This window comes from Kosakonia sp. LAM2021 (assembly GCF_016620385.1).
In the GTDB taxonomy this organism is placed as follows: Bacteria; Pseudomonadota; Gammaproteobacteria; order Enterobacterales; family Enterobacteriaceae; genus Kosakonia; species Kosakonia sacchari.
In genome coordinates this window covers 285,301-301,070 of sequence record NZ_JAENHT010000003.1, presented here as the reverse complement: position 1 = coordinate 301,070, position 15,770 = coordinate 285,301, and the positions used below count along the sequence as shown (strand labels likewise).

17 protein-coding genes are annotated in these 15,770 nt (G+C 56.2%); 8 read left to right on the top strand and 9 right to left on the bottom strand.

Going from position 1 to position 15,770, the window contains the following annotated elements; all coding sequences use genetic code 11:
- Positions 1–231 precede the first annotated feature (231 nt).
- Positions 232–609, top strand: coding sequence for a hypothetical protein (locus tag JKP81_RS10245; RefSeq protein WP_200551636.1), 378 nt, complete (start codon positions 232–234; stop codon positions 607–609).
- Complete coding sequence (locus JKP81_RS10240) at positions 572–1,294, top strand: ABC transporter ATP-binding protein (protein WP_200551635.1); 723 nt, start codon at positions 572–574, stop codon at positions 1,292–1,294. The genes JKP81_RS10245 and JKP81_RS10240 overlap by 38 nt, the downstream gene beginning before the upstream one ends.
- Here the strand turns inward: JKP81_RS10240 and bioD are convergent.
- Genes bioD through bioB form a run of 4 tightly spaced genes read right to left on the bottom strand, consistent with a single transcriptional unit; the run spans position 1,236 to position 4,878 of the window.
- Positions 1,236–1,958 (bottom strand): dethiobiotin synthase, encoded by a 723-nt coding sequence (gene bioD, locus JKP81_RS10235; RefSeq protein ID WP_200551634.1) that lies wholly within the window; start codon positions 1,956–1,958, stop codon positions 1,236–1,238. The two genes, JKP81_RS10240 and bioD, sit on opposite strands and share 59 nt — an antisense overlap.
- Positions 1,951–2,700: a malonyl-ACP O-methyltransferase BioC gene (gene bioC, locus JKP81_RS10230; protein ID WP_200551633.1), complete on the bottom strand. Its 750-nt coding sequence runs from the start codon at positions 2,698–2,700 to the stop codon at positions 1,951–1,953. The genes bioD and bioC overlap by 8 nt, the downstream gene beginning before the upstream one ends.
- Positions 2,687–3,841, bottom strand: coding sequence for an 8-amino-7-oxononanoate synthase (gene bioF / locus JKP81_RS10225; protein WP_200551632.1), 1,155 nt, complete (start codon positions 3,839–3,841; stop codon positions 2,687–2,689). Before bioF ends, bioC begins: the two co-directional genes overlap by 14 nt.
- Positions 3,838–4,878, bottom strand: a complete 1,041-nt coding sequence (gene bioB, locus JKP81_RS10220) for a biotin synthase BioB (RefSeq protein ID WP_200551631.1) — start codon at positions 4,876–4,878, stop codon at positions 3,838–3,840. The genes bioF and bioB overlap by 4 nt, the downstream gene beginning before the upstream one ends.
- An 86-nt stretch (positions 4,879–4,964) precedes the next feature.
- Between bioB and bioA the strand changes: the two genes are divergently transcribed.
- From bioA to JKP81_RS10205, 3 genes are all read left to right on the top strand, one after another.
- Complete coding sequence (gene bioA / locus JKP81_RS10215; protein WP_200551630.1) at positions 4,965–6,251, top strand: adenosylmethionine--8-amino-7-oxononanoate transaminase; 1,287 nt, start codon at positions 4,965–4,967, stop codon at positions 6,249–6,251.
- 58 nt (positions 6,252–6,309) lie between these two features.
- Positions 6,310–6,786 (top strand): kinase inhibitor, encoded by a 477-nt coding sequence (locus JKP81_RS10210; RefSeq protein WP_200551629.1) that lies wholly within the window; start codon positions 6,310–6,312, stop codon positions 6,784–6,786.
- Between the two features lie 113 nt (positions 6,787–6,899).
- Positions 6,900–8,183: a putative acyl-CoA thioester hydrolase gene (locus tag JKP81_RS10205; protein ID WP_200551628.1), complete on the top strand. Its 1,284-nt coding sequence runs from the start codon at positions 6,900–6,902 to the stop codon at positions 8,181–8,183.
- 60 nt (positions 8,184–8,243) lie between these two features.
- Here JKP81_RS10205 and pgl read toward each other — a convergent pair whose 3' ends face one another.
- Positions 8,244–9,239, bottom strand: coding sequence for a 6-phosphogluconolactonase (gene pgl / locus JKP81_RS10200; RefSeq protein ID WP_200551627.1), 996 nt, complete (start codon positions 9,237–9,239; stop codon positions 8,244–8,246).
- A gap of 156 nt (positions 9,240–9,395) precedes the next feature.
- Between pgl and JKP81_RS10195 the strand changes: the two genes are divergently transcribed.
- On the top strand, positions 9,396–10,214 hold the full coding sequence (locus JKP81_RS10195) for a pyridoxal phosphatase (protein WP_200551626.1): 819 nt from the start codon (positions 9,396–9,398) through the stop codon (positions 10,212–10,214).
- Positions 10,215–10,323: 109 nt separating this feature from the next.
- On the opposite strand, the gene modC is transcribed toward JKP81_RS10195, so the two are convergent.
- From modC to JKP81_RS10175, 4 genes are all read right to left on the bottom strand, one after another.
- On the bottom strand, positions 10,324–11,382 hold the full coding sequence (gene modC, locus JKP81_RS10190) for a molybdenum ABC transporter ATP-binding protein ModC (protein WP_200551625.1): 1,059 nt from the start codon (positions 11,380–11,382) through the stop codon (positions 10,324–10,326).
- Between the two features lie 3 nt (positions 11,383–11,385).
- Positions 11,386–12,075: a molybdate ABC transporter permease subunit gene (modB, locus tag JKP81_RS10185; RefSeq protein ID WP_017455973.1), complete on the bottom strand. Its 690-nt coding sequence runs from the start codon at positions 12,073–12,075 to the stop codon at positions 11,386–11,388.
- Entirely contained in the window at positions 12,072–12,848 is a 777-nt protein-coding gene (modA, locus tag JKP81_RS10180) for a molybdate ABC transporter substrate-binding protein (RefSeq protein WP_200551624.1), read from the bottom strand. The genes modB and modA overlap by 4 nt, the downstream gene beginning before the upstream one ends.
- Before the next feature lie 181 nt (positions 12,849–13,029).
- Complete coding sequence (locus tag JKP81_RS10175; protein ID WP_017455971.1) at positions 13,030–13,179, bottom strand: AcrZ family multidrug efflux pump-associated protein; 150 nt, start codon at positions 13,177–13,179, stop codon at positions 13,030–13,032.
- Between the two features lie 164 nt (positions 13,180–13,343).
- Between JKP81_RS10175 and modE the strand changes: the two genes are divergently transcribed.
- Together modE and modF are read left to right on the top strand one after the other, a co-directional pair.
- On the top strand, positions 13,344–14,132 hold the full coding sequence (gene modE, locus JKP81_RS10170) for a molybdenum-dependent transcriptional regulator (protein WP_200551623.1): 789 nt from the start codon (positions 13,344–13,346) through the stop codon (positions 14,130–14,132).
- Positions 14,133–14,199: 67 nt separating this feature from the next.
- Positions 14,200–15,669, top strand: a complete 1,470-nt coding sequence (gene modF, locus JKP81_RS10165) for a molybdate ABC transporter ATP-binding protein ModF (protein ID WP_200551622.1) — start codon at positions 14,200–14,202, stop codon at positions 15,667–15,669.
- Positions 15,670–15,770: the final 101 nt, after the last annotated feature.

The window sequence follows — 15,770 nt, the reverse complement described above, 5'->3', positions numbered from 1 at the left end:
TTTCAGGTTATCCCCAAAATTTTTCCTCTTTTAACATTTGTCAAGCAAGCCTTTGAAAGTTTTGTGGCAGCGAGTGACACTTTTCTTACAGGCATTGCTTTTATATAACCAATTGATTATTAAAAGTAATTTCAAAAAGACGTGTTTAACACCAATTCAGGCGCAGCCCGCGTCCTCTCTCGCTTGCCGCATGTTTTCTAACTCTAATACACAAGGTTATCCACAGGAATAGTGGATAACTGCCGCCAGGCCGGACACCTCGCCTTCCCGCCAAATCCCATTTTGTCCCAGGCGGGTGGCGCTAAAAATTTTTTATCTTTTCTTTTTGATAATTATCGGCAAACGAAACGCAGGATCCGCATGAGATCGCTCTCACAGATCCAGCGATTGCTGCACCACAACTCAACACTACAAGCACTGGCAAAGTGCAGAATTTTTACCTGGCTTCTTCCCTCCTCACGTTTTAAAAGCCACTTTTCTCAGCGGCATCCGAAAAAAAAGCCTTTTTTATGTTCTGGCAAGCCTTTTGCAGAATCATCAAAGTCATCAGATCCGAAACAAGGAGCGGACAATGTTGAGCTTACGGGCAGTAAATCAGTATTACGGTAATCAGCATACATTGTGGAATGTCGATCTCGATTTATCCCCCGGGGTCTGCACATCAGTTATTGGGTTGCCAGGCATGGGCAAGACGACACTGGTGAATTGCATCACCGGCTATTTACCCATTGAAAGCGGCAGCATGATTTGGCAGGACGCGGGCGCGCCACCGCGCGACTTACTCTCTTTGCAAGCCGAACACCGCAGCGCCATCGGCATCAGCTATGTGCCGCAGGACAGGCGGATTTTTTCGCAACTCACCATTGAGGAAAATCTGCATGTCGCGATGCGCGCCGGCAGTGAACCGGGCAGCGCAGTGCGGCGGGATATTTACGATTTGTTCCCTGAACTGTATGAGTTGCGCCAGATACGTGGCGCGGAGTTGTCAGAGGATAACCAACAACAGCTGGCGATGGCGCGGGCGCTGGTGACGCACCCACGGCTGTTGATTCTCGATGAGCCGACGCGCGGTCTGGGGCAGGCTTTTATTCATAAACTGGGCAATTTGATCGTGCGGCTCAACCAGGAGTTTGGCATGACCATTCTGCTGGCTGAACAGCACTTATCATTTATTCGCCGGGTCGCCGACCGTTTCTGCCTGCTGCACCGTGGGCGCAATGTCGCGCAGGGCGACGTTAAACTGCTTGATGATCCGCTGCTCTCAAAGTGGATGACACCGGAGTCAGGACACTGAGATCAAGATAATGACCCGTTTTTTCTTTTTCCGGTGCGTGGGCAAACCAGGGAATTTCGCCAATCAGCGGAGCCTGCATCACGCGCCGAAGCGTTGCCAGATACTCAGGATGCCGCTTGCCCGGCTGCACCACATCGTTGGCAATCCAGCCCGCCAGCCGTAACCCCGCCTGGCGCACCGCTTGCGCGGTTAACATGGCATGGTTGATACAGCCAAGTTTTACGCCAACGACCAGAATCACCGGCAACTGTTCCTGCACCACCCAGTCGGCGAAGGTGTGCGTCTCTGAAAGCGGCGTAAACCAGCCTCCTGCCCCCTCCACCAATAGCCACTCTGCCTGCGTTTCCAGCGCGCGCAGCCCGGCGGACATCACCTTTGCATCAATGGGTTCACCCATATCGGCACTGACTATATGCGGTGATGTCGGTTCTGCGAAGGTATACGGATTGACGGTCTTATACGCCATCGGCAGGCTGCTGTGGTGTTGCAGCGCAAGCGCATCACTGTTGCGCAGCCCCTCTGCGGTCATCTCACTCCCGGAGGCCACCGGTTTATAACCCGCGCTGCGTAAGCCTCGTAGATTCGCCGCTTGCAACAGTGCGCAACTGGCGACCGTTTTCCCGACTTCCGTATCCGTACCGGTCACAAAATAGCGTTCAATCACGGACGATCACTCCCCAAAAAAGATGGTATGTCAGCGGGTATTTGCCCTGCTGCTGCGGCCAGGCCAGCTGCAAACGTTGCAGTTTGCCGCGTGTCAGCCCCTGCTGCCTGCCCGCATGTAAATGTGTTGCGCCAATACCTTTTAGCGAACGTAGCGCCGCAGCGGCATCGTCAAAGTGCAAGGTTATCGTTTCGACGCCACTGTGCAGACGCCAGCCGCACAAAGCCTGCCCGATAGCAGGCAAGGTTAAGAAACGGTTGGCGTGCGGATGGTCATCAATCGCGCGCCACGCTTCGTTCAGCTCCGGCAATGATGCCGCAACCAGTGTCGTAAAGGCAACACAACCGCCGGGCTGGGTGACGCGATACAACTCCCCGACAGCCTGGCGCAAATCATCACACCACTGCACTGCCAGGTTGCTCCAGACCAGTGAAAATTGCGCATCCGCCAGCGGCATGGCTTCAATATCGCCCCTGACATAGCGTTGCGCGCTGTGCTGACGGCACGCTTCATCGAGCATATTCGCTGAGAGATCCAACGCCGTTACTTCGCCGCCCTGCCCGCGCCAGTAGCGGCTCATTGCGCCTGGCCCGCAACCGGCGTCCAGCACCTGACCAGGCGTGAGAGTACCCAACTTAGATAACAGTAGATCGGCGCTCCGGCGCTGCAATTCGTCGTGCCGAGCATAACTCTGTGCCGCGCGACCAAAAGCAGCGGCGACCGCCTGTTTATTCACTGTCATGCAACGCCTCCAGCAAGCGGTCGATATCGTCGAACTGGTGCTCTGCAGTCAGCGTCAGGCGCAAACGTGCCGTGCCCGGCAGTACGGTGGGCGGTCGAATCGCAGTCACCCAACAGCCGCGCTGACGCAAGCGTTCTGCCAGTCGCAGTGCGCGGCTATTTTCACCGACAATCAGCGGCTGGATTGCGCTGGTGGAATCGGTCATCGTCACGGCCTGGTGTGCCACACTGTGGCGAAAATGGGCAATCAGTGCCGCCAGTTTTTCACGCCGCGCATTACCGTCGTCGCTACGAATAACCTGCAGTGCCGCGCCAAGCGCCACCGCCTGCGCCGGGGGCATTGAGGTGCTGTAAATCAGATGACGGGCAAATTGCAGCAGATAATCCGCCACCGTGTCGCTGCACAACACCGCCGCACCGCTGACACCAAAACCTTTGCCGAAGGTCACCACCAGCACGTGCGGCTTGATGCCATGCAGATGACAACTGCCGCGCCCCTGCTCGCCCACCACGCCAATGCCGTGGGCATCATCCACCATCAACCAGGCCTGCGCTTCCCGCGTGGCATTATCAATGGCCGCCAGCGGTGCGCTGTCGCCATCCATGCTGAATACACCCTCGGTAACCACCAGTTGCTGCGCGGTAAGCGGTTTTGCCAGTAGCGTGGTCAGTTGCCCGACATCGTTATGCGCGAAACGTCGTAGTTGTGCCGGGCTGTGGCTGGCGGCTTCCAGCAGCGATGCGTGGCTTAGTTTGTCGGCGACAATCCTGTCCTCTTTGCCCGTCAGCGCAGCGATGACCGCCTGATTAGCAGCGAAACCCGAGATAAACAGCAACGCGCGCGAGTAACCGAGCCAGTCGGCCAGTGCCTCCTCCAGCGCCTGGTGCGCGATTGTGTAACCACTCACATGTCCGGAACCGCCGCTGCCCACGCCATAACGTTCCGCGCCCTGTTGCCAGGCGCGGATCACGGCGGGATGTTGACTTAAACCGAGATAATCATTACTGGAGAAGTTGCAAAAGCGCTGCTCGCCAAGCGTGAGCCAGCGTCCCGCGCCTTGCGAGACGGCACGCCGTGTGCGCAGCGCATCTGCTGCGCGGCGCTCATCCAGTGCGGCGTCAATACGCTGTTGCCAGCTCATACGGCTGCCGCGTTGTAATACTGGTCGGTATCGGCGTGCAACAGCTGTTGCTCAAGCTGCTGCTGTTGTTCGTTGTCGCCGTTCAGCACCGCCGTCTGCTGCGGGTTCAGACCGAGCTTACGGAACAGTTGCAGATCTTTATCCTCTTCCGGGTTCGGCGTGGTAAGCAGTTTGCAGCCGTAGAAAATGGAGTTCGCCCCGGCCATAAAGCACATCGCCTGAGTTTGCTCGTTCATCTGCTCGCGCCCGGCAGAAAGACGCACATGCGAAGTCGGCATCATGATGCGCGCAATCGCGATGGTGCGAATAAAATCAAAGGCGTCGACGTCCTCGTTATCTGCCAGCGGCGTCCCTTTTACTTTGACCAGCATATTGATTGGCACGCTTTCCGGCGGTGTTGGCAGGTTCGCCAGTTGCAATAACAGACCGGCGCGATCGTTGACCGTTTCACCAAGACCAACGATGCCACCGGAGCAAACTTTGATGCCCGCGTCGCGCACCTTATCGAGCGTGTCGAGGCGCTCCTGATAAGTACGTGTGGTGATGATGTTGCCGTAAAATTCCGGCGAGGTATCGAGATTGTGGTTGTAGTAATCAAGCCCGGCAGAAGCCAGCCGCTGCGCCTGGTTTTCATTCAGCGTGCCCAGCGTCATGCAGGCTTCAAGCCCCATCGCTTTTACTCCTTCGACCATTTTTTCGAGGTACGGCATATCGCGATCGTGCGGGTTTTTCCACGCCGCACCCATGCAAAAACGCGTCGAGCCCGCGCGCTTCGCCTGGCGGGCGGACTCCAGCACCTGTTCAACTTCCATTAACCGCTCGGACTCCAGCCCGGTTTTATACCGCGCGCTCTGCGGGCAGTATTTGCAATCTTCCGGGCAGGCACCGGTTTTAATCGACAGCAAAGTGCTGACCTGAACCTGGCGCGGATCGAAATATTGGCGATGGATCTGCTGTGCTTCAAACAGCAGTTCAAGGAGGGGTTTTTCAAACAGCGCAGTGACTTGCGACATTGTCCAGCGTGCGTGGTGAGCCATCGGGCGTCTCCAAAAGGTGTTGTAAAATCGTTATTCGGTGTAGACTCGTAAACCTAAAACTTTTTAATTTGGTTTACAAGTCGATTATGACCCTGGACGATCTCGCTTTTGACACGCGACATATCTGGCATCCTTACACCTCCATGACCTCTCCGCTGCCCGTTTACCCGGTGCAATCCGCACAGGGTTGCGAGCTAATGCTCAGCAGCGGTGAACACTTGATAGACGGCATGTCCTCCTGGTGGGCGGCAATCCACGGCTACGGGCATCCGGAGATTAACGCGGCGATGAAAGCGCAAATCGACGCGGTATCCCATGTGATGTTTGGCGGCATCACCCACCAGCCGGCGATTGACCTGTGCCGCAAGCTGGTCGCGATGACGCCAGAACCGCTGGAGTGCGTTTTTCTGGCCGACTCCGGTTCCGTGGCGGTGGAAGTGGCGATGAAGATGGCGCTGCAGTACTGGCAGGCGAAAGGCGAGCCGCGACAGCGTTTTCTCACCTTCCGAAACGGTTATCACGGCGACACGTTTGGCGCGATGTCTGTCTGCGATCCGGATAACTCCATGCACAGCCTGTGGAAAGGCTATTTGCCGGAAAATCTGTTTGCGCCCGCGCCGCAAAGCCGCTTTGACGGTGAATGGGACGAGCACGACATGGTGGCTTTCGCGCGCCTGATGGCGGCGCACCGCCACGAAATAGCAGCAGTGATCCTCGAACCTATTGTTCAGGGCGCGGGCGGCATGCGTATCTATCACCCGGAGTGGCTAAAGCGGGTGCGCAGAATGTGCGACCGGGAAGGCATTCTGTTGATTGCTGATGAAATCGCCACCGGTTTTGGTCGCACTGGCAAACTGTTTGCCTGCGAACATGCCGGGATCGCCCCGGACATTCTGTGCCTTGGCAAAGCGCTGACCGGCGGCACAATGACGCTTTCGGCAACGCTCACCACGCGCAACGTCGCCGAAACCATCAGCAATGGCGAAGCGGGCTGCTTTATGCACGGGCCAACATTTATGGGCAACCCGCTGGCCTGCGCGGCCGCCAACGCTAGCCTCGGGATTTTGCAAAGTGGCGCGTGGCAAACGCAGGTGGCAGCGATTGAAGCGCAGTTAAACGCGGAGCTGGCACCCGCGCGCGAAGCGGCCAATGTTGCCGACGTGCGCGTGCTGGGGGCCATCGGCGTGGTGGAAACCCGTTCGCCAGTCAATATGGCGGCGCTACAACGCTTCTTTGTTGAACAAGGCGTGTGGGTGCGACCGTTCGGCCAGCTAATCTACCTGATGCCGCCTTATATCATCACCCCGAAGCAGCTCTCCCGTTTGACCCGCGCCGTCAATGCCGCCGTACTGCGCGATGAGCTTTTTGCCTGAGATTTTGCCGGGGATCGGCTACACTTCCCGGCACGCATGAAACGCAGAAGGAGTGCATATGAAGTTGGTCAGCCATGATTTACGCGACGGCGAAAAGCTGCCGCATCGCCAGGTGTTCAACGGTATGGGCTACGATGGCGACAATATCTCCCCGCATCTGGCGTGGGATGAGGTTCCTGCCGGTACCAAAAGTTTTGTCGTGACCTGCTACGACCCGGATGCGCCGACAGGTTCCGGCTGGTGGCACTGGGTAGTAGCGAATCTTCCCGCTGATACACGTGTGCTGCCGCAAGGCGCGGGTTCCGGTCTGGCGGCATTACCGGATGGCGCGGTGCAGACACGCACCGATTTTGGCAAAGCCGGTTATGGCGGCGCAGCACCGCCGAAAGGCGAAACCCACCGTTATATCTTTACCGTCTATGCCCTGGACGTAGATCGCATTGAGGTCGATGAAAATGCCAGCGGCGCGATGGTCGGTTTTAACGTCCATTTCCATACGCTTTCCAGCGCCTCAATTACTGCCCTTTTTAGCTAAAAAGAAGGGATTTACAGCCGATTGTACAAATCGGCTTCCCGTTTCGCTCAACTTAGTATAAAAAAGCAGGCTTTGACGTCCTCTTTCAACTTTTGCATAGTCTGGAGCTCCCCTTGAACACATCATCGGTTTCCCGTCTGGCGCTGGCGCTCGCTTTTGGCGTGACACTGACCGCCTGTAGCTCAACCCCGCCGGCGGAACGTCCGTCTGAACAGAAAGCGCCTGGCACCGCCGCGCGCCCAATCCTCAGCGCAGGTGAAGCGAAAAACTTTGTAGCGGACAGCTATTTTACCGCCATGACGCCGGACAGCGCGGCATGGAAACCGGTCTCAATCCGTCTGCCGGAAAAAGCGAACTTCGTGGTCGGCCCGGCCGGCACGCCGGGTGTGACGCACACTACCATTCAGGCAGCGGTAGACGCGGCGATCAACAAACACGCCAGCGATCGTCAGTACATCGCGGTGATGCCGGGTGAATATGAAGGTACGGTTTATGTGCCTGCCGCGTCCGGCAGCGTGACCATTTACGGTACCGGCGAGAAAGCGCTGGATGTGAAAATCAAACAGGCTATTGATGCCGAAATGGACCCGAACAGCTGGCGTCGTCTGGTCAATCCGTCGGGCAAATACATGCCGGGCAAACCGGCGTGGTATATGTTCGATAACTGCCAGAGCAAACGCACTGCCACCGTTGGTGTAATGTGTTCTGCGGTCTTCTGGTCACAGAATAACGGCCTGCAACTGCAAAACCTGACCATTGAAAATACGCTGGGTGACAGCGTTGACGCGGGTAACCACCAGGCGGTGGCGCTGCGCAGCGATGGCGATAAAGTGCAGATCAACAACGTCAATATTCTGGGTCGCCAGAACACCTTCTTTGTTACCAACAGCGGCGTGGATAACACCCTGCGTACCGATCGCCAGACCCGTACGCTGGTGACCAACAGCTATCTTGAAGGCGATGTCGATATCGTGGCCGGTCGCGGCGCGGTGGTGTTTGATAACACCGACTTCCGCGTAGTGAACTCGCGCACCCAGCAGGAAGGTTATGTGTTCGCACCAGCCACCCTGTCTAACCTGTATTACGGTTTCCTCGCCGTCAACAGCCGCTTTAACGCCGCCGGTAACGGTGTGGCACAGCTCGGCCGTTCACTGGATGTTGATGGTAACACCAACGGCCAGGTGGTGATCCGCGATAGCGTAATCAACGAAGGCTTTAACGTGGCGAAACCGTGGGCCGATGCCGCTGTTTCCGGCCGTGCTTATGCCGGTAACACCGGAACCGTTGACGATAAAGGCAACGTGCAGCGCGAGCTGAACAACCCGCAGTTCAACCGCATGTGGGAGTTCAACAACCGCGGCGTTGGCAGCCAGGTTGTGGCGATGCCGAAAAAATAAGCCGCTCCTGATAAGAAAAAACCTCGCCGTGGCGAGGTTTTTTATGTGCGAAATGCAGCATCAGAAGGCGTTAACCACTACCCACATTGGCCCCTGGCCTACGGCATAACGGGATTTCTCGGTCAGCAACCCTTGCTCGCCACCAATCTCGTACACCGCAATGTGGTGCGATTTCTGCCCGGCGGCAATCAGGTATTGACCGCGATTATCAATATTGAAACCGCGCGGCTGCGTTTCCGTTGGCTGGAATCCTTCGATAGCCAACACGCTACCATCTTCAGAAACGCTGAACACAGTAATAATGCTGGCGGTGCGATCGCAGGTATAAAGATGGCGGCCATCCGGCGTGATGTGAATATCCGCCGCCCAGCGCGTGTCGCTGAAATCCGCAGGCATCATATCCAGCGTCTGCACACACTCGATGTTGCCGTGCGCGTCGCTGAGCTGCCAGACATCCACTGAACCATTGAGTTCATTGACGCAGTAGGCAAAACGCTGGTTCGGGTGAAACGCCATATGACGCGGGCCGGCGCCCTCGACAGTGGTGACTTCAGCGGGATCCTGCGCCGTCAGGTTGCCGTCATCGGCCAGCGTAAACAGGCAGATGCGATCCTGTTTCAGTGCCGGTGTCCACAGGGTGCGGTTGTCCGGGGAGATATTCGCCGAGTGGCAGCCTTCCAGCCCTTCCACGACATCAACAATTCCGGTCGGCAGGCCAACCTCCAGACGGACAACACTCACACTGCCCGCGTTGTAGGACGCGCTGAACAGGAAGCGCCCGCTGCGATCGGTCGAAATATGCGTCGGGCTGCCCGGCAGCGGAGATTCCGCCGCGAAAGTCAGGGCGCCATCATCCGGCGCGATGCGATATGCGATAACGCGAAATTCAGGGCGAACCCCAACATAGAGGTAACGTTTATCCGGGCTGACGACCATCGGCTGCACCTGGCCTGGCACATCCACCACCTGGACAAGCGTCAGGTTACCTTCAGAGTTCAGGCGCCAGACGTGGATCTGCTGGCTTTCCGGGCTGGCGGTATAAACGGTTTGTTTCATGAACGCTCCTTTCCTCTAATTCTTTTTTGCATTAAGTAACCAGGATAGCTGCTTTTGTTGGTTGATGCTGAATTTTACCCGGAGATTTTGCGCAGCCGGTGACCCGGTGTACCATCCCCGGACATTTGAATTTCAACATCGACCACGGAATACGATATGACTTCGCGCGTGATTGCATTGGATTTAGACGGTACGCTACTGACCCCGAAAAAAACGCTTCTGCCCTCATCCCTTGAAGCGCTGGCTCGCGCAAAAGCCGCCGGACATCAACTCATTATCGTGACCGGCCGGCATCATGTTGCCATCCACCCTTTTTATCAGGCACTGGCGCTGGATACACCTGCAATTTGCTGTAATGGCACTTATTTGTATGATTATCATGCAAAAAAAGTGTTAAGCGCCGATCCGTTGCCGGTTTTACAGGCGCAGCAGTTGATCACACTGCTTGATGAGCACGCGGTTCACGGCCTGATGTACGTCGACAACGCCATGCTCTATGAAAAGCCAACCGGTCATGTTGAACGCACCAACACCTGGGCGCAACAGTTGCCGCCAGAGCAGCGCCCGGTCTTCCGGCAAGTGACGTCCCTGCGCACAGCGGCGCAGGAAGTTGAGTCTATCTGGAAATTTGCGCTCACCGATACCGACACGCAGAAACTGAAAAATTTTGCCCACCACGTGGAGCAAACGCTGGGGCTGGAGTGCGAATGGTCATGGCATGATCAGGTCGATATCGCCCGCGCGGGCAACAGCAAAGGCAAACGTCTGAGCGAATGGGTGGCGTCACAGGGGCTATCGATGAAGGACGTGGTGGCGTTTGGTGATAACTATAACGATATCAGCATGCTGGAAGCCGCCGGTGTTGGCGTGGCGATGGGCAATGCCGACGACGCGGTAAAAGCCCATGCTAACGTGGTGATTGGCGACAACACCGTCGACAGCATTGCGCAATTTATCTACAAAGAACTGCTGTAAACCCCCGCCCGGTTCGCCGGGTGAAAAGCTTATGCCCCTGCGTCAGGGGCTAATACCGAGCGAGGGCAGATGACCGCCCACAATGCATCGCAGGCGTCGCATCCGGCGATCATGCGGTTATCGACACACTTTTGATTTGCGCATATAACCACTGGCCAGGCTTCACGGCCAGCTCATCTCTGGCCCACGGACTGATGCGCGCCCACAGGGTGCGGCTGCCCACTTCCAGTTGCACTTCCACCTGGCCGTCGATATCAAAACATTGCGCCACTTTCGCACGCAGGATATTACGGATACTGGTATTCATTGGCGGTTGCAGCACCAGCGAAACATCGGTCGCCTGAACACGGATCCGCAACGCACTTTGCAGCGGAAGGTCGACCTTGTTAACCCAAATATGCTGATCGCCGAGCGCCAGCGCCGTCATCGCATAGTGCGGATGGTGCTCCAGCACGACCACTTTCAACACGCTACTTTGCTGCTCCGCCGGTAACCACGGGTTCATCACGCGGCTGCCCCAGACATCTTCCAGACTACCGAAGGCCTTTACTTCTCCCGCCTCCAGCACCATCACTTTATCTGCCAGATGCAGGATTTCATCCAGGGAGTGGCTAACGTACAGCATCGGAATATTGATCTCGCGCGCCAGTCGTTGCAGGTATGGCAGCAGTTCGCGCTTACGCGGAATATCCAGCGACGCCAGCGGTTCATCGAGTAACATCAGTTCCGGCGCGGTTAACAGCGCGCGGCCAATCGCCACCCGCTGCTTTTCGCCACCGGAAAGCCCACCGGGTAACCGATCCAGCAACGGTTCAATACCGAGTAACGCCACCAGCTTGTCGAACTGGCCAGCCATGGATTTGGCCATGCCGTAACGCAGGTTGCCGCGCACTTTGTAATGGGGAAACAGCCGCGCATCCTGGAAAACATAGCCGACACGCCGCTTCTCCGGCGGCAGGCAAATCTTGCTTTCGGAATCAAACAGCACACGATTATTCAGCGCAATCCGCCCTTGCTGCGGATGAGTCAGGCCGCCAATCGCGTTGATTAGCGAGGTTTTCCCGGCGCCCGAAACGCCAAAAATCGCGGTGATGCCGCTGGCGGGCAACTTTTCAGCAATGCGTAAGCGATGCGTACCCAGCGTCTGGGTGAAATTGAGCTCCAGCATGACTTACCTCCCTGTCCTTTCGCGGCTAATGCGGGCCAGCCATTCGGAAACCAACAGCGAAACCAGTGCCAGTACGATCGAGATAATACATAACCGCGCCGCCGCGCCTTCACCGCCGGGCGTCTGAATCAAGGTGTACATCGCAGAGGGAATAGTGCGGGTTTCGCCAGGAATATTGGAAACGAAGGTGATCGTCGCGCCGAATTCGCCCAGTGAACGGGCAAAGGCCAGCACCGTGCCGACGATAATCCCCGGCAAAGTAAGCGGTAACGTGATGGTGAGAAAAACGCGCCAGCGCCCGGCACCTAACGTGCGGGCTGCCTGCTCCAGTTTGGTATCAACGCTCTCCAGCGCCAGACGGATGGCCCGCACCATCAGCGGAAACGACATCACCGCGGCGGCCAACACCGCGCCGCGCCAGCTAAAGGCGAAGGTGATGCCAAACCAGTCATACAACCACTGACCAATGAAACCGCGTCGTCCCATCGCCACCAGCAATAAATACCCCACCACCACCGGCGGCAGCACCAGCGGTAGATGCAGCAAACTGTCGAGCAGCGCTTTGCCCGGAAAGGTGCAGCGCACCAGCAGCCAGGCAAAGAAGATCCCAAACGGCAAACTGAAAACCACTGCCAGGGATGAGACTTTCAGGCTCAGCAATACCGCCTGCCATTCGGGATCCGTCAATATCATTCGTGCGTTGTAAATCCGTAACGTTTAAAGATTTCAGAAGCCTGCGGGCCTTTCAGGTAGTCATAAAACGCCGTGACCGTCGCGTTTTTATGGTCGTCGATAATAGCCAGCGGGTACTCAACTTTTTGGTGTGAATCTTCCGGGAAGGTTCCGACCACTTTCACCCCTTTACTGGCAACCGCGTCAGAGCCGTAGACAATGCCAAGCGGCGCTTCGCTGCGTTCCACCAGTGCCAGCGCCCCGCGCACGTCTTCTGCCGGAGCCAACTTCGGCGACAGAGTTTCCCATGCGCCCAGTTTGGTCAATGCTTCTTTGGCATAAATCCCCGCCGGAACATGTTCCGGGTCGCCAACGGCCAGACGTCCGCCTTTCAGCAGACTGTTCCAGTCGGTTTTAGCATTAATGACGATATCGCTCTGCGCACTGCTTTTGGGAGCCACAACCACCAGGCTGTTACCGAGCAGTGTTGCGCGGGTTGCGGTATCGATAGATTTTTTCTCTACCGCGTAATCCATCCATTTCTGATCGGCAGAAATGAACAGATCCGCCGGAGCCCCCGCTTCAATCTGGCGCGCCAGAGTAGAAGAAGAAGCAAACGAGGAGACCACCTCGACGTTTTTCTCTTTTTTATAGGCCGCCGCGATATCCTGCATTGCGTTGGTCAGTGATGCTGCAGCAAAAACGGTAATTTTACCTTCATCCGCCAGAACTTGCCCGGCAACGGAGAGCGTTAATGTCGCCCCGGCAAAAAGGCGTAACCCTGTACGTGTCATTAGGAACTCCTGTGAGTGTCGTTATATACGTAAAAACATAACGATATTACCAGAGTTTCCCGGCGGTTAGGTAATACCTATCAAGAATTAGCAACCTATTTAAATATATCGGCAGGAAGTGAGGAGATCTTGAATATCTGAAAGATAAACGCCCGCGAAAGCGGGCGTTTGCAAGAGAGGATCAGCGTTGCTGACGGCTTTGGTCGCGGCGACCGACGCCGGAAAACACGTTAAACACTTCACCCAGGCCATAAATCAGCCCCAGGATAATCGCCATCACGACAGGCACCATGACGACGGCAAACACCAGGCTTTTCAACAACTCAAACATAGTCGTCTCCAGAAAATGTAAACGGGGCATTCTAGCCTGATTCAGGTGAAAAACACTCGCCTTTTGTGCGATTCGCCTCGCAGCTTTGCGCGCATTCACCCGCATCAGGCTAGGCGTAGTGACGGTTTTCCTTCACAATAGTTCTTTTGCCAGGACATTGCGTAATGCAGGCTGAAATTCTTCTCACACTCAAACTCCAGCAGCGCCTATTTGCCGATCCGCGCCGCATCTCCCTGCTCAAGCAGATTGTTGAAACCGGCTCTATCAGCCAGGGCGCGAAGAACGCTGGCATCAGTTATAAAAGCGCCTGGGATGCTATTAATGAGATGAACCAACTCAGCGAACAGACGCTGGTTGACCGCGCGACCGGAGGTAAAGGCGGCGGCGGTGCGGTGGTGACGCGTTACGGGCAGCGCTTAATCCAGCTTTACGATCTGTTGGCGCAAATCCAGCAAAAAGCGTTTGACGTGTTAAGTGATGATGACGCCCTGCCGTTAAACAGCCTGCTGGCGGCGATTTCGCGTTTCTCGTTGCAGACCAGCGCGCGCAATCAGTGGTTTGGCACCATCACAGCGCGCGACCACAACCATGTGCAGCAACATGTCGACGTGCTGCTGGCGGACGGTGAAACCCGTCTCAAAGTTGCGATTACCGCGCAAAGCGGCGAACGCCTGGGTCTCGACGAAGGCAAAGAGGTGCTGGTGCTGCTAAAAGCGCCGTGGGTGAGCATCACACAGGATGCCAAACGCGCCGCGCAGGCGGATAACCAGCTTACCGGGCGCATCAGCCATATTGAGCGCGGCGAGCAGCAAACTGAGGTGCTGATGACGCTGCCAGATGGTCAGGTGCTGTGCGCCACCGTGCCGACGCAAGAGATGGATAATTTGCAGGAACAGAGCGAAGTGACCGCATATTTTAATGCCGATCGCGTGATTATCGCCACGTTATGCTAATCGCATTGACAAGTTAGCCCATTGCACGTATCCCTGAGTTTCTACGCTGCAAAAAATGGGATACACAATGTCGTCATTGCACATTTCGCAAGGTACGTTTCGTCTTAGCGACACTCGCACGCTGCACATTGAACACTTAGCGCTACGCGCTGGCGAAAGCTGGGCTTTTGTCGGCGCGAATGGCAGCGGCAAGTCAGCGCTGGCTCGCGCGCTGGCGGGGGAATTGACCTTACTGAAAGGTGAACGCCAGTGCCAGTTTACCCGCCTCACCCGCCTCTCTTTCGAGCAGTTGCAAAAGCTGGTCATCGACGAGTGGCAGCGCAATAACACCGATATGCTCAGCCCCGATGAAGAGGATACCGGGCGAACTACCGCCGAGATTATTCAGGATGAGGTGCAAGACGCGCAGCGCTGTGCGCAACTTGCGGCGCAGTTTGGCATCACGCATCTGCTGGAGAGACGCTTTAAATACCTCTCGACCGGCGAAACCCGTAAAACGCTGCTGTGCCAGGCCCTGATGGCCGAACCGGATTTACTGATCCTTGATGAGCCTTTCGATGGGCTTGACGTTCACTCACGGCAGCAACTGGCGGAGCTTCTCGCGCGCCTCAATGCCGACGGCTTTACGCTGGTGCTGGTGCTGAACCGCTTTGATGAAATACCGGACTTCGTACAACACGCCGGGGTTCTGGTGGATTGCTCGCTCACAGAGACCGGAGAAAAAGCAGCCCTGTTGCAACAAGCGCTGATCGCCCAGTTAGCCCACAGCGAAAAATTATCCGGTATTGCATTACCAGAACCGGATGCGCCGCCCGCACGTGAAACATTAAACGCAGACGCGCCGCTTATCGTGCTGAACGATGGCGTCGTCTCTTATAACGACCGGCCAATCATCGACCACCTTTCATGGACGGTAAATCCTGGCGAGCACTGGCAGATCGTCGGCCCGAACGGTGCGGGCAAATCCACGCTGCTCAGCCTGATAACCGGCGATCATCCACAGGGCTACAGCAACGATTTGACGCTGTTTGGCCGGCGTCGCGGCAGCGGTGAAACCATCTGGGATATCAAAAAGCATATTGGCTATGTCAGCAGCAGCCTGCATCTGGATTACCGCGTCAGCACCAACGTGCGCAATGTCATCCTCTCTGGTTATTTCGACTCGATTGGTATTTACCAGGCGGTATCGGACAAACAACACAAACTGGCACAGCGCTGGCTGGATATTTTAGGTTTCGATGCACGCACCGCCGACGCGCCGTTTAGTAGCCTCTCCTGGGGTCAGCAGCGGCTGGCGCTGATTGTGCGTGCGCTGGTCAAGCACCCGACGCTGCTCATTCTTGATGAACCGTTACAGGGTCTTGATCCTTTAAACCGCCAGCTTATTCGCCGCTTTGTTGATGTATTAATTAGCGAAGGCGAAACCCAACTGTTATTTGTTTCGCACCACGCCGGAGACGCGCCCGCTTGTATTACCCACCGTCTTGAATTTGTACAAGAGGGCGACGGATATCGTTATCAACTTACACCACAATAATTAGGGGGATGGTTCCATTTCGCCGGATATGATGTAATAGCCCCGTTTTAAATAAGCAACATAATAACGATCTCTGACTGGTCAGTTGGCAACATAAAATT

Bases quoted from the DNA above. Each gene is read 5' to 3' on its own strand.
- JKP81_RS10240 (WP_200551635.1), top strand. From the start codon at position 572: ATGTTGAGCTTACGGGCAGTAAATCAGTATTACGGTAATCAGCATACA.
- bioC (WP_200551633.1), bottom strand. From the start codon at position 2,700: ATGACAGTGAATAAACAGGCGGTCGCCGCTGCTTTTGGTCGCGCGGCA.
- bioF (WP_200551632.1), bottom strand. From the start codon at position 3,841: ATGAGCTGGCAACAGCGTATTGACGCCGCACTGGATGAGCGCCGCGCA.
- bioB (WP_200551631.1), bottom strand. From the start codon at position 4,878: ATGGCTCACCACGCACGCTGGACAATGTCGCAAGTCACTGCGCTGTTT.
- bioA (WP_200551630.1), top strand. From the start codon at position 4,965: ATGACCCTGGACGATCTCGCTTTTGACACGCGACATATCTGGCATCCT.
- JKP81_RS10210 (WP_200551629.1), top strand. From the start codon at position 6,310: ATGAAGTTGGTCAGCCATGATTTACGCGACGGCGAAAAGCTGCCGCAT.
- pgl (WP_200551627.1), bottom strand. From the start codon at position 9,239: ATGAAACAAACCGTTTATACCGCCAGCCCGGAAAGCCAGCAGATCCAC.
- JKP81_RS10195 (WP_200551626.1), top strand. From the start codon at position 9,396: ATGACTTCGCGCGTGATTGCATTGGATTTAGACGGTACGCTACTGACC.
- modC (WP_200551625.1), bottom strand. From the start codon at position 11,382: ATGCTGGAGCTCAATTTCACCCAGACGCTGGGTACGCATCGCTTACGC.
- modB (WP_017455973.1), bottom strand. From the start codon at position 12,075: ATGATATTGACGGATCCCGAATGGCAGGCGGTATTGCTGAGCCTGAAA.
- modA (WP_200551624.1), bottom strand. From the start codon at position 12,848: ATGACACGTACAGGGTTACGCCTTTTTGCCGGGGCGACATTAACGCTC.
- JKP81_RS10175 (WP_017455971.1), bottom strand. From the start codon at position 13,179: ATGTTTGAGTTGTTGAAAAGCCTGGTGTTTGCCGTCGTCATGGTGCCT.
- modE (WP_200551623.1), top strand. From the start codon at position 13,344: ATGCAGGCTGAAATTCTTCTCACACTCAAACTCCAGCAGCGCCTATTT.
- modF (WP_200551622.1), top strand. From the start codon at position 14,200: ATGTCGTCATTGCACATTTCGCAAGGTACGTTTCGTCTTAGCGACACT.